18 protein-coding genes are annotated in these 22,048 nt (G+C 37.7%); 13 read left to right on the top strand and 5 right to left on the bottom strand.

Translation table 11 applies throughout. From position 1 onward, the window contains the following. Window positions 1–410 precede the first annotated feature (410 nt). Window positions 411–1,382, top strand: a complete 972-nt coding sequence (locus NSU02_RS18115) for an MBL fold metallo-hydrolase (protein ID WP_339193481.1) — start codon at window positions 411–413, stop codon at window positions 1,380–1,382. Window positions 1,383–1,498: 116 nt separating this feature from the next. Continuing rightward, entirely contained in the window at window positions 1,499–2,482 is a 984-nt protein-coding gene (locus NSU02_RS18110; RefSeq protein WP_339193480.1) for an endonuclease, read from the top strand. 356 nt (window positions 2,483–2,838) lie between these two features. Here the strand turns inward: NSU02_RS18110 and NSU02_RS18105 are convergent, their stop codons facing one another. Together NSU02_RS18105 and NSU02_RS18100 are read right to left on the bottom strand one after the other, a co-directional pair. Next, complete coding sequence (locus NSU02_RS18105; protein ID WP_157727840.1) at window positions 2,839–3,006, bottom strand: hypothetical protein; 168 nt, start codon at window positions 3,004–3,006, stop codon at window positions 2,839–2,841. Window positions 3,007–3,008: 2 nt separating this feature from the next. Further along, window positions 3,009–4,145 (bottom strand): carbon-nitrogen hydrolase family protein, encoded by a 1,137-nt coding sequence (locus NSU02_RS18100; protein ID WP_339193478.1) that lies wholly within the window; start codon window positions 4,143–4,145, stop codon window positions 3,009–3,011. A 716-nt stretch (window positions 4,146–4,861) separates the two neighbouring features. Here NSU02_RS18100 and NSU02_RS18095 point away from each other — a divergent pair. From NSU02_RS18095 to NSU02_RS18055, 9 genes are all read left to right on the top strand, one after another. Then, entirely contained in the window at window positions 4,862–6,913 is a 2,052-nt protein-coding gene (locus tag NSU02_RS18095; protein WP_063388869.1) for a BglG family transcription antiterminator, read from the top strand. 34 nt (window positions 6,914–6,947) lie between these two features. Further along, window positions 6,948–7,427: a PTS sugar transporter subunit IIA gene (locus NSU02_RS18090; protein ID WP_082829602.1), complete on the top strand. Its 480-nt coding sequence runs from the start codon at window positions 6,948–6,950 to the stop codon at window positions 7,425–7,427. Window position 7,428: 1 nt separating this feature from the next. After that, window positions 7,429–7,713, top strand: a complete 285-nt coding sequence (locus NSU02_RS18085) for a PTS sugar transporter subunit IIB (RefSeq protein WP_063388867.1) — start codon at window positions 7,429–7,431, stop codon at window positions 7,711–7,713. A 45-nt stretch (window positions 7,714–7,758) separates the two neighbouring features. Then, window positions 7,759–9,021: a PTS galactitol transporter subunit IIC gene (locus NSU02_RS18080; protein ID WP_339193477.1), complete on the top strand. Its 1,263-nt coding sequence runs from the start codon at window positions 7,759–7,761 to the stop codon at window positions 9,019–9,021. Between the two features lie 38 nt (window positions 9,022–9,059). Then, complete coding sequence (locus NSU02_RS18075) at window positions 9,060–10,094, top strand: zinc-binding dehydrogenase (RefSeq protein WP_063388865.1); 1,035 nt, start codon at window positions 9,060–9,062, stop codon at window positions 10,092–10,094. A gap of 105 nt (window positions 10,095–10,199) precedes the next feature. Further along, the gene (locus NSU02_RS18070; protein WP_066251194.1) at window positions 10,200–10,382 is read left to right on the top strand and encodes a hypothetical protein; all 183 of its coding nucleotides are present in this window, start codon (window positions 10,200–10,202) and stop codon (window positions 10,380–10,382) included. 24 nt (window positions 10,383–10,406) lie between these two features. Further along, window positions 10,407–11,462 (top strand): galactitol-1-phosphate 5-dehydrogenase, encoded by a 1,056-nt coding sequence (locus NSU02_RS18065; RefSeq protein WP_339193475.1) that lies wholly within the window; start codon window positions 10,407–10,409, stop codon window positions 11,460–11,462. Between the two features lie 1,118 nt (window positions 11,463–12,580). Then, window positions 12,581–13,639, top strand: coding sequence for a glycoside hydrolase family 130 protein (locus NSU02_RS18060; protein ID WP_327848109.1), 1,059 nt, complete (start codon window positions 12,581–12,583; stop codon window positions 13,637–13,639). A gap of 256 nt (window positions 13,640–13,895) precedes the next feature. Continuing rightward, on the top strand, window positions 13,896–14,837 hold the full coding sequence (locus NSU02_RS18055) for a DUF1861 family protein (RefSeq protein WP_063388861.1): 942 nt from the start codon (window positions 13,896–13,898) through the stop codon (window positions 14,835–14,837). A 422-nt stretch (window positions 14,838–15,259) separates the two neighbouring features. On the opposite strand, the gene NSU02_RS18050 is transcribed toward NSU02_RS18055, so the two are convergent. Then, entirely contained in the window at window positions 15,260–16,552 is a 1,293-nt protein-coding gene (locus tag NSU02_RS18050; protein WP_066252165.1) for an MFS transporter, read from the bottom strand. Window positions 16,553–17,162: 610 nt separating this feature from the next. Next, complete coding sequence (locus tag NSU02_RS18045; RefSeq protein ID WP_339193473.1) at window positions 17,163–18,134, bottom strand: D-glycerate dehydrogenase; 972 nt, start codon at window positions 18,132–18,134, stop codon at window positions 17,163–17,165. Between the two features lie 670 nt (window positions 18,135–18,804). Here NSU02_RS18045 and NSU02_RS18040 point away from each other — a divergent pair. Beyond that, on the top strand, window positions 18,805–19,245 hold the full coding sequence (locus tag NSU02_RS18040) for a hypothetical protein (RefSeq protein WP_339193471.1): 441 nt from the start codon (window positions 18,805–18,807) through the stop codon (window positions 19,243–19,245). A 212-nt stretch (window positions 19,246–19,457) separates the two neighbouring features. Here NSU02_RS18040 and NSU02_RS18035 read toward each other — a convergent pair whose 3' ends face one another. Beyond that, window positions 19,458–20,378 (bottom strand): LysR family transcriptional regulator, encoded by a 921-nt coding sequence (locus tag NSU02_RS18035; RefSeq protein ID WP_063388857.1) that lies wholly within the window; start codon window positions 20,376–20,378, stop codon window positions 19,458–19,460. Window positions 20,379–20,534: 156 nt separating this feature from the next. On the opposite strand from NSU02_RS18035, the gene hpaB reads away from it, so the two are divergent. After that, on the top strand, window positions 20,535–21,995 hold the full coding sequence (gene hpaB / locus NSU02_RS18030; protein WP_063388856.1) for a 4-hydroxyphenylacetate 3-monooxygenase, oxygenase component: 1,461 nt from the start codon (window positions 20,535–20,537) through the stop codon (window positions 21,993–21,995). Window positions 21,996–22,048 lie beyond the last annotated feature (53 nt).

Genomic DNA, 22,048 nt, shown 5'->3' with positions numbered 1-22,048 from the left:
GGAAGAGGGTTATTTATTTCTCAGTAAAGAGCTTTGGTATTTAATATGAAGCGCGTCAATTTACAGTACCTTATCGGCCGGTTGGCGATGGGGATTTTTGATGTAAAATTAGCGTGAAATCAGCGGCCGTACTACCGGATCTATATTTGTTATTGCCTTACATGTTACAAATGGAAAATAAATTGGCAGCCTCTCTTTTACAAACCTTTTTAAAAAAACATATAATATGTTTATACAGTTCTAAATTTTCCAAAGGGTATGGCAAAAATGGGGATTTGGTTAAAGTAAGCGTCTGCACTGCAAGGACTGAAACAAATCACATAACTCTTTTTTTCGCTTTGTATCAAATTTTAAAGTCGGGGGTTTTAAGCGGTTTATTTGGTTCGTCAAAACAAAGGGGGAGTAAAAATATGGAGCTTCGCAAGCAAAATTATGAAATCATCCCGATTATCGTCGATGTTCCGTCTAATTTAAGAACGATCAACTTTTTTTTAGTGAAAGCAAAAGAATCCCTTGCTTTAATAGATGCTGGTTTGGATCATGAGGCTTGTTGGAATGCATTGTTGGAAACGCTGCAAAAAAACGGGTTGGCTTTGCATGACTTAACCGAAATCATTTTAACTCACAACCATATAGATCATGTCGGATTAGTGAATCGAATCATTGCGGATCACCCCATTCAAGTTTATGCCCACAAAAATGCGATCCCGCGCTTAAAGAGAGACCGCCAATTTCTTGAGATGAGGGTGGAGTTTTTTTCTAAATTATATGAGGAAATGGGATGTCATGAAGCAGGGAGAAAGCAGGTCGATTATTTAAAAGAATCGATTGTGAAAAACAGAAAACTTGCTATCCAAGCGGAGATCATTCCAGTCGAGAGCAGCCATTTGGATTTTCAAATTATCGAGGTGCCCGGACATGCTCCGGATCAAATTGCGCTGTATGATCCAAAGCATCGTTGGATGATTTCAGGTGATTTGCTGATTCAGCATATATCCAGCAACGCACTTGTCGAACCCGATTCTTTTGGACGGCGGATGCCGACTTTACTCCAGCATAAACATTCTTTAGAGAAAGTTTCGGATTTGCCTCTCGATCTCGTATTTCCGGGACACGGCGTATTCATTCAAGACCCGAAAGATTTAATAAATAAAAGATTAAAAGGGATTGAGAAAAAAGCAGAAAAAATTATGAATCTCATTTTAAACGGGGTAACAACCGCGAGCAGTCTAGCCCAAGCCTATTATGGAAATAAGTATTCGGAGCAGTTTTCGCTTGTGATGTCTGAAATTATAGGACATCTAGATTATTTGGAATTAAACGGAAAAATTAGAAAGGAGATGGAAAAAGGAGTTTGGCATTATTCCATTAATAAAGAATAATAGAAGGTTTTTGATTGGCTGTTGACGATGAAAATTTTTTCTTGTATTTCGCAAGCTGCAAAAGTAACAAAGTTTCATTGTTTGCAAGCATGATACTAATTATTGAGGTATGAGGAATGATGGGAAGAAAAAGGAGAAAAGATGCACCTTTAATTAAAAATATTGCAGAGCACAAGGAGTGGCAGAAAAAAGATCGTACTCGGACATCTCTTACTCTTTTGCAGAATCAGGAAAAAATCCGCCAAAACACGAAGTTTTATTATGATCCAGAAAAAGATAAAAAAGATATAGAGCATTATTACAAAAATGTCATCGGAAAAGAAATCAAGGGGCTGAACCTATTTTACCATTATCATAATCTAGTGAAAAAAACACATAAAAATCAGCTGCCGTATTTTATATGCAAAGATCATTATTTGTATACGTGGGTCGATTTGCAGCCGGATGGAACAGTGAAAAGCATCTATTCTGGCGAAAAAAGCGATCCTAGCCGAATCATACAAGAAGATTTCGAAATAATTCAAAAAAGATATGAGCAATTTCAAGCTCTTTTAGAAATAGTGAGCAAAAAGGACGTTTCTTTATTGAAAAAGATGAAAAGCATTGACTTGCGTTTAAAATATAATACAGAACATATTGTTCCGCAGTCTTGGTTTCAGACACGGGAACCGATGAAAAGCGATTTGCATCATTTATTTGTTTGTCATCCGGAGTGCAATGTCAAACGATCCAATTATCCTTTTCATGATTTTTCTTTTTATCAGCCGGAATCGCCAAAAGAAAAAATCCGCAATCGCTGCGGAGTTGTCAAAGACGGCCGATTCGAACCGGAACATGGCAAAGGTACTGTTGCGAGAGCAATGATGTATTTTTTATTGCGATACCCGAATGAAATAAAAAAAAGCAACCTTAAACAAATTAATCTTTCTTTACTGATTCACTGGCATGAATCGTTTCCCGTTTCCATCTATGAAAAGCATCGGAACCAATCGATTTATTATATACAGGGAAACCGCAATCCTTTTATAGACTTTCAAGAGTTAGCGTATAAAATAAAGTTTCCGTTTAATATTGGATCATGTGGCGTCAAGGAATCGTGAAATCATAGACTATAGGAGCATACTTAGAGCACCTCGTTTTGCAAAATAATCACAAGAAGAGCCGTTCTTTCGAAATACCGATTGTAAAGCTCCTGATTTTTCCTGCTTAACTCTGAGCTAAAATTTCAAGATGCTCTTTCCATACAAGATGACGGTCAATGGCAGCTTGCGGTCAGAAACATTTCGGATTTTGTTTGTCTCTGATTATTTGCAACCTGCTGATCCGTAATGGTTGCTGGTCGGCGATTTATAATGAAGAACAGACGAATGTTCGTTCGTTTGAAAAATTGGCTATATTTCTGTCATTCAGAACTCCCTAGTTTCGAGAAAAACAAGGGAGTTTTTGTTGCATATGCTTATAATGATTGACTTTTTCCCTTAGGCAACGCTTCACTATCTGCTTGCTCTTGTTTGTTCGTAACTAAAGTACGATCATTGATATTATATTTGAAATACGTTACTTTTGATTTTGTCACATCATAAGTGTGAACACCAGAATTCGGACCGAAAGAACAAAGACACATGGTTAATTCCCCCTTGTAAATGCATGAACGGCTTCGCGCTGAATTTCTGATAATCTTCTGCTGAGCTCATCTGATTCACTGCTTCGAAGATTTTGTTCTAATTGCTTTAACAAGTTCATTATTTGATCAACAGATTGTTGATCATGACCACTTCCATTCTTCGGATTACTAATGTTATTGGCATTGTTCATATCTCGGAGCACTTTATAAGGCTCGCGGTTTAACAGAAGACTAGTCACATCAGGTCGTGAATAATGTCCGATGGCATCGTGCCAATGTGCCATATCAGCAATTAATTTCATATCAACTTCAGCGTACAAAATACCTTCCTTTCCTTTTAAAGGACCGGATAATATGGAACCACCGGGTGCGATAATCGCCGTCCAGCCCCCTCCAGGCTTTATCCACTCTTTTTGATATTCAGTCTGTGTTAACTTTTCCACATTGTCCTTGTCGACTGTACTTTGACAATTGATAACAAAACATCCGCCTACTTGAGCATGATAACGCGCAGATAGTTCAGTAGACATATCAAATAATGTATCCCAACCCGTTATACTTGAAAATTCTACCCATACGGCACAATGCAGCTGGGAGCGTTGTGCGATAAGGGAATGACGTACCAAATCCATAGTATGCTCCCAGCAGACCAGCCCGCTCATTCGTCCCAGCTCTGTGTCATAAACATTTAGATAACTTCCATCTCCCATGCCCCAATGAACACGCTCAACATGAGTCGGCATCAATTTCCTGTGTTTGCCAAAAATTTTCCCTTTATTATCAATAAATAAAATTGTGTTATAGCATGTTTTTCCGTCGCGCTCTGAAATACCAATAACGACATGTATATTATGTTTTCGTGCAGCTTCACATAAAGCATCAGTTGTTTTACTAGGTACTTCTACAGAATTGAGAAACCATTCCTTAAATAGTTCATGATACCACATTGGTGTTCCTAACCAGATGTGATACGGATAGCCAGGAATATAAGACTCAGGCAATACAACTAATTGAGCCCCTTGTTTCGCCGATTCTTCAATTAGCGAAATAGCTTTTTCCAAGCATTTTTCCCTGTCATATAAAATCGAAGAGGCTTGTACGGCAGCAACCGTGAATTTCTCATTTGAAAAATCGCTCATCAGCTAATCCCACCCCATAGAATTTTTAATTATAAGAATAATTAGAATATACAGTAAATTTCATTTGAGTTCAATAAAAAAAATTACGTTTTTTATACGAATGAATAATAAGAATTTGTATTATGATTTCATACATCTTTCCTTAATTTATGATAAAATATGGATTTTCTATAATTATATTTTAAAATTTAGATAAAATTTTAAATATTTTTCATTATGTTTCTTTTATGAAATTATAAATAACATTATGTAATTGTGTTAGTATATTAGCTGATTCCTAACAAGACGGTTAAGAAGAGCTCGTACATCCAAGGACATTCGATTTTACAGTAAGTGTCAAACGAATCCCGTCTTATCTTTTCCGGATGGACAGTTTTTTCGTCGCTGTTGATTACAAGCGACTGGGTAAGATCTTTGACCTTGTACTTCTTTATATTCTAAATCCTTGTTGGGAAGTCTATAGATAAATTAAATAAGTAATTGGATTTAAATCCATTTACTTGATGCAGCATCCATTTCGGACTGCCTTAATGCCTGAAAATGAGACTTATCAGAAGGAGGATGTCATTCGTTCAGAAGGTGTCCTTAATATTTGATAATAACGAGAACAGATCAGTTCATCCCAAAATTGTAAAGCGAAAATTCAAAAAAAGGAATGAAAGCGTAATCAATTTTAGGAAAAGTGGCCTAAAATTGTGCTTAGAAAGGAGGTACAAATGCTACTAGACATTCGAAGCAATTGTCTTTTGAAAGAAGTAATCAAAAATCCAAACATTAGTAGCAATGAACTTGCTCAAAAATTCAACTTGAGCAAGAGACAGATCAATTATAGTTTTTCCAAGATCAATGATTGGCTTTATGAACAAAATTTCCCTCAGATTGAAAGGACAAATCACGGCTATTTTGTTGTAGATCCGAGTTTACTAAAAGTATTGAGTGAAAAGGAAAATACTCAATCAGTCGATTTTTATGATTTATCGAAACTGCAGCGCGTCCATTTCATTATATTGATGATTTTAACGAGAATGGATGCCTTATCGTTGGCTCATTTCACATCTGAACTAAAAGTGAGCAAGAATACCGTTATTGACGATTTGAAAAAAGTAAAGGATATTGTCGAACAACACGGCCTTGAATACAAGTATTCAAGAAAATATGGATACGTCATTGAGGGAGACGAATTTCAATGCCGGAAACTGTTAATCTCTATCACGAACAGCATCTGGACAGCAGATCAAGGAAAAGAAAAGATCATTCAGATTTCGCAATTATCTGTAGATGAGTTAGAGGAATTTAAAAATCGCCTCGAAAAAGTGGAGGCATCGTTAAATCTGAAATTTACAGACGAAAAACTTGAGTTAATGCCTTATATTTTAATTTTTATTTTAAGAAGAATACGGAAAGGCCATCATATCGGTTCTTTTAACCTTAATTATAATGAGATTTCCGGCACAAAAGAATACTTGGCAACGGAAGAGCTTTTGCATGATTTTCCAAATGTTTCAGAGGAAGAACGGCTCTTTATTACTCTGAACTTGCTGACAACGAATGTTTATTGGTCTAAAGAGGAGATTGATAAAGAAATTCCTGAATTAAAAAGCGCGCTAAGTCAAGTGATCGACAACTTTGAAAAAAATACGTTCATTTTTTTGAAGGATAAAGAGCAGCTTCTTCAAAAGCTCGTCCTTCATATGAAGCCAGCCTATTTTCGAATTAAATACAATTTAACTGATACAAATGATGTTCTTGATGATATCAATAAAAATTTCAAGGAATTGCATCATCTTGTTAAAAAATCGGTTAAACCGCTGGAAGATTTAATCGGTTCAGCTATTCCGGAAAGTGAGATTGCTTATTTAACAATTTTAATCGGCGGGTGGCTTTCTAGGCAGGGCGACAATATTAGCCAAAGAATGAAAGCCATAGTTGTCTGCCCAAAAGGAATATCAGTTTCCAGATTGATGTATGGGACGCTAAGAGAACTGTTTCCTGAATTTATTTTTCTTGATTCATTGTCTGTGCGCGAATTCCAACAATATGAAATGGATTATGACATTGTCTTTTCTCCAGTTTATTTGAAAACAAATAAAAAGTTCTTCCTTGTAGATCATTTTATTGGTGCTGAAGAAAAAAGACGATTGCGAAAAGAAGTGATGTCTGACTTATATGGGTTTGTACCTGAAGTAATAAATGTTGAAGAATTAATGGGAATTATTGAAAAGCATGCTGTCATTAAAAATAAAAAAGAGCTTTACAATGCGATTCAAAGCTATATTCACCAAGGCTCTAACAACAAGTTAGAAAATCATTCTATTAAAAATCCGAATTTATGCGATTTAATTACTCCTTCAACGATGATATTCCGCCATTCGGTTCGTAGTTGGGAAGAAGCGATTAAACTGGCGGCCCAGCCTTTGCTGAAGGATAAAAGCATTAAAGAACAATATGTTGAAGCAATGATCAAACATTGCCAATCAGATCCTTATTTTGTCATCAGTGAACATGTAGCCATTCCACATGCTTCACCTGATGAAGGAGTAAATCGTTTATCGATGAGCTTATTGAAATTGCGAAAAGGAGTAGCCTTTGAAAACTATCAGTCCATTAAGTTAATCATTGTGATTGCAGCTTTAGATAAAGATCAACATTTAAAAGCATTCATGCAATTAATGAATTTAGTGAGAAATGAACAGGATTTGAATAAAGTATTGAACGCACAAAGCATGAAAGACTTACATGAAGTTCTGAAATTATATGCACAAGAATAAAAGCTCTTTTATTAATGGAGTAGGTGATATACCAGTGATTGATTTGCATTTTGATGAATCTTTGATTTTTTGCGACTTAAAAGCGAAGGATCAGGAAGAAGTTTTGAAAGTAATGGGAAACCATCTTTACGAAAAAAACTTTGTAAAAGAGAGTTTTATAGATGCAATTATTGAGAGGGAAAAAACCTTTCCGACCGGTCTCCCAACTTCCAGTAATATATCTGTCGCCATTCCCCATACGGATTCCGTTCATGTCAATAAAAAGGCGATCAGCTTGGCGATACTAAAAGACGCTGTTGAGTTTGGAATCATGGGGGAGCAGGAGGCAAAAACTCCGGTAAAAATTGTGTTTTTATTAGCGATCGACAAGCAAAATTCTCATTTGAAAATTTTGCAAAAACTGATAAGCATCTTTCAAAACGAGGATGTCATCAAGTTTTTAACAACAGAAAAAAATAAAACATTAATCAAAACAAAAATTATAGAATGTTTAGATTTAAAGGAGATGAATTGAAATGAAGAAAAAACAAGTATTAGTCGCATGTGGTGCTGGAATTGCTACTTCAACTATTGTCAATGATGCGGTGCAACAGCTTTGCAAAGAACATAACATTGAATGTGAAATTATTCAAATAAAAATTACAGAAGTTGGTTCTTATGTGGACACGGCTGACTTATTAATTAGTACAACAATTGTACAGCAGGAGTACCCGTTCCCGGTTATTAATGCACGCGCTTTCTTAACAGGCATTGGACTGGATGAAGTGAAAAAAGAAATTTTGGAAGCGCTGAAAAATTAAACAAACGTTTGATTATTTTGGTAGGGGTTTAAGGAGGGGAAAAATATGCAAGGTTTTGTTGATGCGATACGAGCATTTTTAGATTTAGGTGCAACAGTTATTTTGCCCGTGGCGATTTTTATACTAGGGTTAATTTTCGGACAAAAACCCGGAAAAGCCTTTCGGGCCGGTTTGACGATTGGTGTTGCATTCGTAGGGATTTTCTTAGTAGTTGATCTTTTAGTCAATAATCTAGGGCCGGCAGCTCAAGGAATGGTTGATCGATTTGGAATCGAACTGAATGTTATTGATGTAGGTTGGCCGGCTGCTGCATCGATTTCTTGGGCCTCCCCAATTGCAGCCTTTATCATTCCTCTCGGATTGTTAGTAAATGTTTTGATGCTTGTGACAAAAACGACAAAAACAATGAATGTAGATATTTGGAATTTTTGGCATTACACTTTTACCGGTGCAATTGTATATACGTTATCAGGCAGTATTATTCAAGGCTTAATTGCCGCGGTATTATTCCAAATTGCTTGCTTGAAAATTGCAGATTGGACAGCTCCGATGCTTGATAAATATTTCGGGCTTCCGGGAATTTCTGTTGCAACGGGAAGCACGGTTTCATACGCAGTTCTTAGTATCCCATTGATCCAATTGATTCAAAAAATACCAGGTCTTAAAAATTTAAATGCTGATCCGGAAACGATTCAAAAAAGATTTGGGATCTTTGGTGAACCGATCTTTATGGGGCTAATTTTAGGTGTCGCATTAGGATTATTGGCTGGATATTCTGTCGGAGATACGATCGAAATCGGGATGTCTATGGCAGCAGTTATGGTGTTAATGCCGAGAATGGTGAAAATTTTAATGGAAGGTTTAATGCCGATTTCTGAATCAGCTAGAGAACTGCTTCAAAAGAAATTCGGCGCACAAAATATTTATATCGGGCTAGATGCTGCCGTTGCAATTGGTCACCCGTCCGTAATTTCAACAGCTCTTATTTTAGTACCGATCACAGTAGCAATCGCCATTATTTTACCTGGAAATAACGTTCTTCCGTTTGGGGACTTAGCTACCATTCCTTTCATTGTTGCATTTATTGTCGGTGCTGCAAGAGGAAACATTGTTCATTCGGTAATCGTTGGTACGTTGTTAATCGCCCTGTCACTGTACATGGCGACAGATTTGGCGGCGCTCCATACTGAGATGGCTGTAGAATCTAAATTTAACATGCCTGAAGGAGCGAGCAAAATCTCTAGTATCGACCAAGGTGGAAATCTGATCAATTACGTCATCTATAGAATTTTTGCGCTATTCAATTAATAGTCTCCAATATTGCAGCTTGCTGGAGGGATAAAGAAATGAAAGCTTTAGTAAAAAAAGAACTAGGATTTGGGAACTTGGAAATAGTAGATGTGGAAGAACCGAAAGTCGGACCGGATCAAGTCAAAATTTTAGTGAAATACAGCGGAATATGCGGTACGGACATTCATACGTATGAAGGACATTACAAAGTGAAAGCCCCCGTTACGTTAGGCCATGAATTTTCCGGTGTAGTAGCAGAAGTCGGGGAGAATGTAACTGAATTTCAGGTAGGAGATCGGGTAACCTCTGAAACTACTTATTATATATGCGGAACATGTAAATACTGTCAGTCCGGTGATTACAATTTATGCAGCAACAGAAAAGGGCTGGGCACGCAGCAAGATGGAAGCTTTGCAACCTATTTGATTGCACGTAAAGAAAGTGTTCATAAGCTTCCTGAAAATGTAGATTTTCTATCTGCAGCGATGACGGAGCCGCTTGCATGTGCACATCATGCAGTAAAGAAAGCTACGATTCATCAAGGTGATGTCGTTTTAGTACTCGGCCCCGGTCCGATTGGTTTATTAGTCGCTCAAGTCGTAAAAGATTTAGGAGCTAAAGTTATCATAACCGGATTAAGCAATGACAAGCTGCGGCTGGAAAAGGCAAAAGAGCTTGGACTGGATTATGCCGTAAACATTCAAGAAGAAGACGTCAAACAATTAGTCAATGAATTGACGGATGGCTACGGTGTAGACGCAGTATTTGAATGTACCGGTGCTGTACCTGCTTTGAACATGGGGCTCGATTTATTGAAAAAGAAAGGCCAATTTGTACAGGTTGGCATTTATGCAAAATCTGAAATCCCTATTGATATGGAAAAAATTATTCAAAAAGAAATTGTATTTACCGGATCTCGCAGTCAAAAACCAAGCGATTGGGAGCCGTCTTTAGCCTTGATGAATGAAAATAGAGTAAATACTAAAACACTTGTAACACATCAATTCAACATTTCTGAATGGGATAAAGCATACGAAGCAATTAAAAGCGGCGATGCAATTAAAGTTATTTTAACTCCTGTTCATGAATAATCAGTTGTTCCCCACCGCATAGCAGGTGGGGATATGTCTAATGTAAGTCTTGTCAAAGGGGAAGAAGTAAAGTATTGACAAACATGTCAATAAGAAGGTGAAAAAATGATTGAGAGCATCATAGATTTTATTCTTGGACCGTATGGGAGAATGGTCAGCGATTTTTATATTGAACATCAATTTATCATAAATTCAATCGTGTTGGCGGTTGCATTTTACAAGCTTTTCAAAAATAAATCTAAAGGTGTTCGTTCGGAGCAAGATATGAAGGTTCATAACGAAAATTAAACCATGCGGGAAAGGGAATAGGAAATGAAAGCGCTAAAACTTTACGGAAAACGAGATCTGCGGTTCGAGGATGCTATTGAACCAAGGATAGAAAATGAGAACGACGTGATCATTAAAGTAAAAGCAACAGGCATATGCGGTTCAGACATTTCAAGATATGCAAAACTGGGACCTTACGTACAAGGAATGATTTGGGGACATGAATTTTCCGGTGAAGTGGTAGAAGTTGGTCCTTCTGTCTCTCATGTAAAAGCAGGAGACAGGGTTGTCGGCTGTCCTGCTTTATATTGCGGTAAATGTGAAAGCTGCAAAAAAGGGATTTTGTCCCAATGTGAAAGCTTGCATGTTATTGGAGCCTTACAGCCGGGATCCTTTGCCGAATATGTGAAATTGCCTGGTGAAAATGTGCTTTTCATACCGGACGAGATAAGCTATGACTCCGCCGCTTTGATTGAGCCGTCATCCGTTGTCGTACACGGGCTTTACCGGACATCGTTGCAGCCGGGTGACAGTGTTGCTGTCATGGGATGCGGAACTATCGGGCTTCTCGCAGTCCAATGGGCAAAAATTTTTGGAGCAAGTGAAATTTTTGCGATTGATATCGATGATCAGAAATTAAATATTGCCAAAGAAATGGGAGCGGATTTTACGATCAACCCTCTTGAAAAATCGGCATATGATCAAATCATGGAGCTGACGAATGGAAAAGGAGTAGACATTGCTGTAGAATCAGCGGGATCCCCTGTAACATCCGCCCAAGTTTTTTCATTAGCGAAAAAGAGAGGGCAGGTTGTATTTATGGGAATTCCATACGGAGACGTCCTAGTCGAAAGATTTTACTTTGAAAAAATCGTCCGAAACGAATTAACCGTATTAGGATCTTGGAATGCCATATCGTCTCCGTTTCCGGGAAAAGAATGGAAAACGACAATCGATTGTATGAGAACCGGAAAATTAAACGCTGAGGCGCTGATCACACATCGCATCACGTTAGAGGAAGGACCGAAAATGTTTGAAAAAATTTTAGAAAAAAAAGAGTTCATCGGCAAAGTATTGTTTTATCCAGAAATTAGGCTTTAATTTTCAGCCGCTGTTTGAGCTATGTGGAAAGCTTATTCTTGCCATTTGAACTATTGTTACCTGCTTGGAGCTTCATTTGCAAAATATACAAATGAATAAAAACAGCTGAACAAAGTCTAGCCTTCCTTATTTGGGAGGCATTCAGACTGTCGGTGAATGCTTTCATCCAGCGTCACTGGCCTCGTCCGCTCATGAACTTTTTTGATTCGATTCGCATCTTCGCTAAAGATCAGTTCCTTGTTTGCCAAGCGTTTTTAAGACAGACTAAGGTGGAAAAAATCGAAATGAATAGACGCTTAAAATGATGGTAGGGCTGTCCAAAAAGTCAGGGTTAACTGACTTTTTGGAGCCATTCATTTGGTACAGTCAAAATATTCCGTTGGAGAGGTGCCCAAGTTAACTGACTTTTTGGAGCCACTTCATTTTAGGGATTTATCGGACAAACCATTTTTTCCTATCTTGTTTAATCCTTCAGAAGTCTTATGAAGGATTTTTCTGATGTTCTCTTTCTGAATTACGTTCTTCAAAAGTTTTATGATGGACATTCAGCACATACAATTGCTTCTTGTTGGACTTCATTGCCTCTATGAAGGACATTTACAAATTTTATTCGATTATTTTTGTCCTTCACAGTAGTATTCCTCCCCAATCCTTCATTTTAGGAACCCATCGGACTGTCATTTTTATATAGAGAATTTTGTTTGAATTTGCTCTGTACACTCCTTGATAACCATCCCTGTCATTATGCAGTATGTCAATCTTTCGTTTGTTTTGTCACCATAAAAATAATGGCTCATCTTTCAATACATAAGTGCTGCGTTTTGCCTTGCCAATCCATTCAAGAGGTGTTTGTGGATTTTTGGACAGCTGGATTTCATGCTTTAACTCTTACCTTTGATTGAAAATTGCCATATCAACCTTGATTTTTATTCTGAATATTTATATTAGCGACGCTGTATAAATGAGATGTTCTTTGGATAGATAATTCAAACGTTGATCATGGATTGTTTAACATTCGATCACAATTGGTAACAGGAATTGAAAAGGGGACATTGAAGAAAAATAACATGGCAATTCAAAAAACTTCCTAGATTTTTTTAAAACAGGAGGCATTGGTTGTGAAAGTTTTTCGTTTTCCAGAAAATCCACTGATTGCTCCGGACGATGTAAAACCTTTTCACCGTGGACATGAAGTAATAGGAGTTTTTAATGCTGGTGTTGCCCAGTTGAACGGCGAAGTGCTTTTATTGCTGCGCGTTGCTGAACGTCCTGTCTGTACTGATCCAAATGTCGTGAAAATTTCTTATATCGATTTTTCTTCAGGAAAAGGAAAGCTGAAAGAGATGGAATTGCAAAAAAATGACAAAAGATATGATTTTTCTGACCCAAGAATGATTTTTTACAGTGATTCCATGCATAGAGCTGCCTATGTCACATCTTTATCTTATTTTCGACTTGCCCGCAGCAAAGACGGACGGAATTTCACCATTGATGATAAACCTTTCATGTATCCGGAAACTGAACGTGAAGCATGGGGAATTGAAGACCCAAGAATTACTAAGATTGGTGCATCTTTTTACATTCAGTACAGCGCAGTGTCGCCTGAAGGCATTGGAGTGGGGCTTGCCTCAACAACTGATTTTAAAACATGCAGGCGGCTAGGGTTAATTTTTCATCCTGAAAACAAAGATGTGGCCATTTTTCCTGAAAAAATTAATGGCAAGTACTATGCGCTGCATCGACCTGTACCGAAAGGAATCGGCAGACCGGAAATATGGATTGCTGAATCGGACAATCTTTTATATTGGGGAAATCATCGGCATTTGCTTAGTCTTAGCGAAAAAGGATGGGACAGCTGCCGCATTGGCGGGGGAGCAGTTCCGTTTAAAACCGATAGAGGCTGGTTGGCTATTTATCATGGCGCTGATCAAAACGACTGCTATTCTTTAGGTGCTTTGCTTCTAGATTTGAATGATCCTGGGAAAATGTTAGCTAAGACGGAGGAACCCATTTTAAAGCCTGAAGCGGATTATGAAATGAACGGATTCTTCGGTCAAGTTGTATTTACATGCGGAGCTTTGACGGAAAATGGTACAGTTCGGATTTATTATGGTGCATCGGATCAATCGGTTGCAGGTGCGGAAATTTCTCTTGAAGAAATAATGGAAAAACTTTGAAAATGTTTTATTTGAAATAGGGCAGGGCATATAAATAATTTGCTGATCTTTGTAAATGATATAATTGACGAAATACTTTTGTTATGTAAAATAATTAAAAGAATTCTTTTGAAAAGGTAAATAATATGATGAATCCATTTGTAAAATATTTTTCCCCCGTTACACATCATTGTCAAGCATCATTGGAATTGAATATGATAAAACATCAGAAAATCTTTGCTAGAAACAGAAATGCAAAAGTGTGGAGGGAGCTTTTGTGCGGTTGGAGAAAACGGGCATTAAGTCAAGCGCTAAGCTGCTAAAAGAATTTGAAAATGCTCCTCAGCCGATCAATCCACAAAAGTTAATTTTCAAAGGTGTAGGAAATAGGGACGTATATAATATCTCGGCGCCGTTTTTAGATGATGGGGAACTTGTCATAGCTGGTAGAGTAGAGCCTCGAAACAGCGAGCATTCAGAAGTATATTTCTTTGTAAATCGGGATGGAAAGTGGATTCCGAAAGAAGGAGCGCCGAAATTTCAGCTGCAGGATCCGTTCGTGACGAGAATTGGCGGAGATTTAGTTTTTGGCGGAGTTGAAATTTTTCCGCATCCCACTTTTAAAAGCTCACTTTGGTGGAGAACGCTTTTTTATAAAGGGAAAAATATTGCAGATTTAGAAAAATTCGCTAAAGGTCCTGAAGGCATGAAGGATATCAGAGTGATTGAATTAAAAGACGGATCAATTGGAGTGTTGACGAGGCCTCAAGGCGAAAAAGGCGGTCTCGGCAAAATTGGGTTTATCCGAATACCGACTCTTGATGATCTTAATCCCGAAAATCTCGAAAAAGCCACGCTTTTAGAGGGCCAATTTACGGATGAAGAATGGGGAGGAGCAAACGAACTGCATTTGCTTTCTAACGGTCTGATTGGTGTGCTCGGACATATAGCAAGCAAAGATGAACAAGGGAACCGCCATTATTATCCGATGGTGTTTGTATTAGATCCTGATACAATGAAATTTTCTGATATGGAACTCATTGCAACGAGATCCCATTTTTTGAAAGGCGCTGCCAAGCGGCCTGACCTTGTCAATGTAGTTTTCAGCGGCGGTTTAATCAGAAAAGGGGATGGAACAGCTGATCTATATGTAGGCACCAGCGATGCAGAAGCGCAAAAAATTACCATTGCTGATCCGTTTGTGAAGTATGAAAAATAAGGAAGATTGCAAAATAAAAGGTTCATTATCAAAAGGCGGGGGTGACAAATTTCCTTCCCGTTTCTAGGCGGATACGAAAGAAAAGATGTGCGTTGTTTCGGTATCCATCCCCCCTTTTTGATGAGTTTTATTTTATTTTTTCCAAAAGCAAATGGGACAAAGAATGCATGGAGGTGCTGCTTGGGTTGGAAAAACAGCAGGCACTTCATCAGAAGGCATAGAAACCATAAAAAAGATGGTAATGGCAGCATAGATTTGATAAATTAGTTTGTCTAGTCAACAATTACGATACTAGAGTTTTCGCTTTTTTATACCTATTAATGGAAAAATTATTCATTTTTATATTAACAACCCCAAGTATGGTGAGAAATAAAGCCCAGATTATCCACATGGAATGGAATAATCTGGGCTTTGTAATTTTCTTAAGCCTTTATTTGTATTTTATCATTCAGCTCTCTATTCGCTCCATCTTTTACAGACCAAATAGCTATGAAGCTGATCAATGCAGCGAAAATAATATAAATGGCAACAGGAATGTAGGAATTGTTAAATTCCACTAATAAAGCGGTTGCAATTAACGGTGCGGTCCCTCCGGCAACTGCAGCCCCAAGCTGATAGCCTAGAGATATTCCCGTATATCGAACTTTGGCCGAAAAAATTTCTGAAATCATTGTGCCGAGAACTGCATTCACAGATCCCCAAATAACGCCTAGGCCGATCACCGTTGCTAAAATTAATAAAAACACCGAATTTTGTTGAAGCATCCAAAAATATGGGAACGCATATAAAATAGTGAGTATAATTCCGCTAATATAAATCGTTTTTCGTCCGATTCGATCTGATAAGCTTCCGACGAGCGGAATGACGATTGTAGCTACGATAGAGCCTATCAGTACAGCATTTAATGCATCTGTATTATCAAAATTCAAAGTTGAAGTGGCATACGATACAATAAACGTACCAAATATATAAAACGGTGCAGTTTCCACGACTTTTGCACCCATCGCAATTAAAACCTCTTTCCAATGGTAGCGAAGAGTGTCTACCAATGGAATTTTAGCAACCTCTCCTTCTTGTTGAGCTTTTTTAAAGGCAGGCGTCTCATCAATTCCTTTTCTAATCCACAGCCCGAAAATTACAAGCAATGCACTTAACAGAAATGGAACACGCCAGCCCCATGACATAAATTGATCATGCGGCAAAAGTGACATAATTGAAAGGGCAAGGGTGCCTAAAATCAATCCTAAAGAAATTCCCATTTGAGGTACACTTCCAAAAAAACCTCTATTATTTTTTGAAGCATATTCAACAGCTAGTAAAACAGAGCCTCCCCATTCTCCGCCAAGAGCTAAACCTTGTATGAAACGCAACAGAGTCAAAAAGATAGGAGCCCAAATTCCGATCACTTGATACGTAGGCATTACCCCCATGCCAAATGTGGCAATTCCCATTAAGCTAAGGGTTAAAACCAATGTTTTCTTTCTTCCTAACCTGTCGCCAATATGGCTGAAAATAATTCCGCCAACAGGTCTGAGGAAAAACGCTAAAGCAAAAGAAGTATAGGCAATTAATAATCCGACTGTAGGGTCTTCATTAACAAAAAACAATTGGTTAAAAACTAATGATGCAACTGTTCCATAAAGAAAGTAGTCAAACCATTCAATCGCACTTCCTACTAAACTGGCAATCAATATTTTCCATTTACCCTTGACCATGGCTTTCTCCCCCTCTTTAAATTTTTCGTTATAAAATCGAATTGTTTAAACGCTTTCATTTTCACGAAGCTTTCAGTTCATTTAGAGCTTTGTCCGCCTCCTTTCATTTTATTAAATTTTCTGACAACAGATAAACGGGTCATCTGATGACCGGAAAATAGAAATATCTTTTTTTATATTAACATAAATGACATTTTTGTAAAAAGTATCTTTTTAAAAAAATTCCATTTCACGAATTATTTAACTAAATACGTAAATAAAGCAGATCATCCAACGTTCGATCTGCAAATAAAAACTAGCATCCATGACTGCTGAATGCTTTAAGAAAACGATTTGATTATTTCAGCACAATCATCAGCAGCGAATGAAATATAACAGAAAAAGCAGCTCATTGCAAAAAGAGTGCGAGCCTCCTCAGCCTGGAGCTAAAGGCTGAACTTAGAACGGCTTGAATGAATCATTATTTATCCAGGTTTCAGCAAGCAGCAGTTTAAGGACTCACATTTTATGTTTTCAAAGAAAAAAAGCGCCTCCGTGGAGAACGCTTTTTTCTTTGAAAAGATTTTTTGGAAAGGAGTGTTTCCGATGGTCAATGTTTGAAATTAGCAATTCACTTTCGCATCACTTCTTGATTTATTAAATTGGGCGGACATAATCCTTTCAGCCCCTTTATTAAATTTTCCGCCGCCAGTTTTGCCATTGCATACCGCGTTTCATAAGTTGCTGAGCCGATATGCGGTAATGTGACGACATTATTCATTTTTAACAGAGGGTGATCTTTCGGGACAGGTTCTTGTTCAAATACATCAAGCCCGGCACCTAAAATGAGTTTGTTTTGGAGCGCGTAAATAAGGTCTTTTTCGTTGACGGTCTGGCCCCTTGAACCGTTGATGAAAATGGCGCTTCGTTTCATCAATTGAAATTGTTTTAGCCTGATTAAATGCTTTGTTTCTGATGTTAACGGCGTCATGAGGCAGACAAAGTCTGATTGTTTTAGTAAGTCCTCAAGCTCGCAATAGGTGGCATGAAATTGTTCCTCTGCAAATTGATTACGGGATCGGTTATGATATAAAATGTTCATGCCAAAACCGAAATGTGCTCGTTTGGCAATGGCGGTGCCGATTTTCCCCATGCCAATAATCCCAAGTGTTTTATGATGAACGTCAACACCAAATAAATTTTCTCCAATTGGGGCTTCCCATTTGCCTTCTTTTACGTAACGATCTAACTCCGCCATTCTTCTAGCTGTTATAAGGAGCAGCCCAAAAATTGCATCAGCCGTTGTTTCATTTAAAACATCAGGTGTATTGGTTGCCATAATGTTTCGTTTCGTTAATTCCTGAATGTCTAAATTGTCATATCCAACGGAAACATTGCTGACAATTCGCAATTTTGGAGCTTGCTTTAAAAAATGCTGATCGATTCGCATTCCTGCGCCAATCATCCCTTCAGCGTCATGTAAGTCATGCAAGAATATAGAATGGTCTTCACTGTCGGCGTAATATTTGATCTCACATACTTGTTTCAAACTGTTTAAAATATCTTCAGGCAATTTTTTATATACTATCACCTTTGGTTTCATGTATTTATCCTCCAAACATATATTTTACATCAAGGCGGAATCTATTATGGAAGAAATTGTGCTGCACGTATTCTAAAGGTGTCTTTCATGTGAGAAAAATGGAAGTAAGCGATTGACCGATCTAAAGTTGAGCATGGAGATTTTCCCAATTGTTATCTAGGAAAACAAAGAAGGTTATCAAGGCTGCTTGTCCACAAAACCTCTGTTGATTTTGCAATTTACCTCTTAACGGCGCGTTAACAATACAGGCTGCGAGCTTTCCCGCTTTTGGATCAGTTTCATAACATCTAATACAAGTTTGTCGGAGCACAGTTATAAATGGGCGCAGCGATTCAAACGTTTTGGACAAGTTTGTCTGTTTGCTGAAAGGATGATTTTCTCACTAGGCGATATGTCCTAGTGCCCCTGTCAGCTGAAAACAACTTAAAACCTAAAAGCGCTTTTCTCCGTAATCAGGACTTCTGGACATTTAGCACTATTTCATGCCCTTCAATTTTTCCTCCGTGTGTTGATTGAGAAGCAGCAATTTGTCATTCATAGATTGAAAGATACTATTCTTCAAAAATCGGTTCTTTCTACTAAATTATGTTAGTTCATTCGGAGGATGTATTTATGACCCACCCATATTATAATCAATCTGGATATTGATGGGATAGGAGGAATATTCATAATGAAAAAGAACTTCATAATAGGTGCAATAGCTGTTGTCTTAATACTTTTTGGTTTTGCTAGTTTTGGAGCAGCTCCGAAAAAAGCAGCAGGTCTTTCTCTTTTTCAATACAAAAGCGGCTATTTTACCAATTATGTCGAAACGCCAAGCTATCAAGAAAAGTGGACGAGCAGCACAAAAAAAGTCTCCATCTCATACGGACGCATTGAAGCTTCAAGTGCAGCAAAAGGAACATTTAAGCTGTATATACAAATTAAACAAAATAATAAAGGAAGCTGGAAAACGATCAAAACGATCAATGCTAACAAAAACGGCACAACCCGTTTCGATTCACCGAAATTTTCACCAAAAGATCGTTACAGATTCAAGCTCGTTAACGAAGGAACCAAAAAGAAAGTTACGTATAAATTGACATGGGCAACAACAGGATCTAAGAAGTGATGAGGAAATATATTTCTTCATCACTTTTTAGTTGATGAAAACTATCCACCGCCCAATATTTTGCGAACACAACCGTAGAATATTGAGAAAAGAAGCCAGCCTTTTAATCTAGTTAAGTCGAGGTCTTCTCTCGATTTCAATTTTAAGTCCTTGTGCCACTATAATAGACATGAATTCCAAACAAAGATTCTCTTCGGTGTGCATTTATTTATTTATTTATTTGGCTGCGGTCTGCCAAGCTGATCATCAATCGGATATTCAGTTTTTAGTATCTTAATAAAATTCGCTGCACTTTTAGACAGGTACCGATTTTTTTCGAAAATTATCGATGCTTCAGCTGTAATGGATGAATCCTCAATTTCCAGCATTTGAATGTTTGGAATTTGAAAATTGGAAACGGCAGATTTTGGGACAATCGTTGCACCTACACCTTCTGCAACTAATGATAAAAGAATCGTTACATCAGGACACTCGCATAAAATTTTTGGTTCAAATCCATGCCGCGCGCATTCATTCACAACCATTTCATACTGGCCTTTCCCGCTGATTCGGTGTAATAGAAGCAAAGGCATTTCTTTTATATCTTTCATTTGAATAGAATGATGTTTATAATTCCAATGCTGCGGGATGACGGCCACATATGGATCGCTTGGCAGTTTTATTGTTTGATATTCATCGGTATCAATGGGCAATCGTATAATCCCTACCTCTATTTCTCTGCTTTTTAAAAATTCACTGATTAAGAATGTATCTCCTTCTCTTAAATGGAATTTGACATTGGGGAATTTCTCAAGAAGCTTCCGCATTGTTTTGGGTAAATAGGAAAAGCATGATTTCACACATCCTATTGATAATGTGCCTTTCGTTCCATCGTTTATTTCTTGGACTTCCAAAATCATATCATTCAATTGATGAAGGAGCTGTTTCGTTTTTTTGTAGAAAATTTTCCCGGATTCCGTTAATTCAAGTTTTTTTCCGTTCCGTTCTAATAAAATGACTCCAAGCGTTTCCTCCAATTGCTTCAACTGATGACTTAAAGGCGGCTGCGCCATATGCAGCTTTTTCGCCGCGCGTGTAATTTGTCCTTCCTCGACAATCGCTGCAAAATATTTCAGCTGTTTAATGTCAATCAATCTGATCACCTCATGTGAAGGTGCATATTTTTTTTATATACAAAACCAATTTTTTTCATATTTTTCATATATGATATCATATGTTATATTATTTTTGAAGATTCAAAAAAGTAAATCGAATTGTGGATGAAAAAATCTATTTAAGGGGGAATGAAGATGCCTGCAAAAACTGGAAAAGAGTATATTGAGCGTTTGAAGAAAGCGAAAAGCAGCGTTTACATTCATGGGGAGAAAGTAGATGACGTCACGGAGCATCCTGCATTGAAAAATGTGATTCAATCAATGGCAAAGCTTTACGATCTTCAATATGAAAAAGCTGATAAGATGCTGTATACTTCACCAACAACAGGAGAAAAAGTCGGTATAACATTTATGCAGCCTACCACAAAAGAAGAACTGATTGCAAGACGCGAAGCAATACAGGAATGGGCTCGAACTTCCGCCGGAATGATGGGGCGGTCTCCGGATTATTTAAATGCTGAAGTGATGGCAATGGGAATAGCGAATGATCTGTTCGCAGAAGATGATCCAATGTATGCGGAGAACGCAAGAAAATATTATGAATATGCGAGAGAAAACGATATTTCTTTAACACATACCCTTATACATCCGCAGATTAATCGCTCTAAAGCTCAGCATGAGCAAAAGGATGCAAATGTTTCCTTGCATTTAGTCGAGAAAAATAAAGATGGAATTATTGTTGATGGGATTCGTTTGTTGGCTACGCAAGGCGGCATAACGGATGAAATATTAGTTTTTCCTTCAACAGTTAAAAAATCAAGTGAAGGGGATGACCCGTATTCATTAGCTTTTGCAATTCCAAATAATACTCCAGGCGTAAAATTTATTTGCCGCGAAGCCTTTGACTATGGAAAAAGTCATTGGGATCATCCGCTCGGGTCGCGATTTGAAGAAGGAGATGCTATTGTTTCATTTGAAAACGTTTTCGTTCCTTGGGAACGGGTATTTGTCTGTGGCAATTCTTCCATTTGCAACCGAACCTTCCGTGAGACGAATGCCGTTGTCCACATGTCGCATCAAGTAGTTGCCAAAAATGTAGTGAAAACTGAATTTATACTTGGAGTTGTCCTTTTAATTATGGAGGCTATTGGAATTGAACAGTTTCAGCATGTAAAAGATAAAGGAACAGAAATTATGCTGACTCTTGAGACAATGCGCAGTCATTTATATCGTGCAGAGCATAATGCAAAGCTTGATAAATGGGGAACAATGACGCCGGATTTTGCTGCGCTTGATGCTGCTCGAAATTGGTACCCAAGAATTTACCCTCGTTTAGTGGAAATCTTAAGGATTCTTGGCGCTTCTGGATTAATGGCCATTCCGACAGAAGCTGATTTTAATAATGAAGAAATCGGCGATATTGTCAGAAGAGCGATGCAAGGAGCAAATATTGATGGTTATGAGCGCGTTCAGTTGTTCCGTTTAGCTTGGGATATTACAATGAGTGCATTTGGTAGCCGTCAAACTCATTATGAATATTATTTCTTTGGAGATCCGGTCCGCATGGGTATGGTTTATTTTGACGGGTACGAAAAAGATTATTTCAAAGACTTGGTTCGTGAATTTTTAGGAGCTACAAAAGTAACAACTGTTTAACAAATAATAAATGAAGGTGCCACACGTTAATTGTGAAAGTGATCATGACAGCA

The organism is Aeribacillus sp. FSL W8-0870, from assembly GCF_037963755.1.
Classification (GTDB): domain Bacteria; phylum Bacillota; class Bacilli; order Bacillales; family Aeribacillaceae; genus Aeribacillus; species Aeribacillus composti.
Note: the sequence above shows the minus strand (reverse complement) of the source record. Positions and strands in the feature narration are given on the sequence as shown.

What these genes read in the sequence shown, in the direction of transcription:
- NSU02_RS18105 (WP_157727840.1), bottom strand. Translation starts at nt 3,006, where the DNA reads ATGTGTCTTTGTTCTTTCGGTCCGAATTCTGGTGTTCACACTTATGAT.
- NSU02_RS18085 (WP_063388867.1), top strand. Translation starts at nt 7,429, where the DNA reads ATGAAGAAAAAACAAGTATTAGTCGCATGTGGTGCTGGAATTGCTACT.
- NSU02_RS18100 (WP_339193478.1), bottom strand. Translation starts at nt 4,145, where the DNA reads ATGAGCGATTTTTCAAATGAGAAATTCACGGTTGCTGCCGTACAAGCC.
- NSU02_RS18050 (WP_066252165.1), bottom strand. Translation starts at nt 16,552, where the DNA reads ATGGTCAAGGGTAAATGGAAAATATTGATTGCCAGTTTAGTAGGAAGT.
- NSU02_RS18110 (WP_339193480.1), top strand. Translation starts at nt 1,499, where the DNA reads ATGATGGGAAGAAAAAGGAGAAAAGATGCACCTTTAATTAAAAATATT.
- NSU02_RS18040 (WP_339193471.1), top strand. Translation starts at nt 18,805, where the DNA reads ATGAAAAAGAACTTCATAATAGGTGCAATAGCTGTTGTCTTAATACTT.
- NSU02_RS18070 (WP_066251194.1), top strand. Translation starts at nt 10,200, where the DNA reads ATGATTGAGAGCATCATAGATTTTATTCTTGGACCGTATGGGAGAATG.
- hpaB (WP_063388856.1), top strand. Translation starts at nt 20,535, where the DNA reads ATGCCTGCAAAAACTGGAAAAGAGTATATTGAGCGTTTGAAGAAAGCG.
- NSU02_RS18115 (WP_339193481.1), top strand. Translation starts at nt 411, where the DNA reads ATGGAGCTTCGCAAGCAAAATTATGAAATCATCCCGATTATCGTCGAT.
- NSU02_RS18075 (WP_063388865.1), top strand. Translation starts at nt 9,060, where the DNA reads ATGAAAGCTTTAGTAAAAAAAGAACTAGGATTTGGGAACTTGGAAATA.
- NSU02_RS18045 (WP_339193473.1), bottom strand. Translation starts at nt 18,134, where the DNA reads ATGAAACCAAAGGTGATAGTATATAAAAAATTGCCTGAAGATATTTTA.
- NSU02_RS18095 (WP_063388869.1), top strand. Translation starts at nt 4,862, where the DNA reads ATGCTACTAGACATTCGAAGCAATTGTCTTTTGAAAGAAGTAATCAAA.
- NSU02_RS18065 (WP_339193475.1), top strand. Translation starts at nt 10,407, where the DNA reads ATGAAAGCGCTAAAACTTTACGGAAAACGAGATCTGCGGTTCGAGGAT.
- NSU02_RS18080 (WP_339193477.1), top strand. Translation starts at nt 7,759, where the DNA reads ATGCAAGGTTTTGTTGATGCGATACGAGCATTTTTAGATTTAGGTGCA.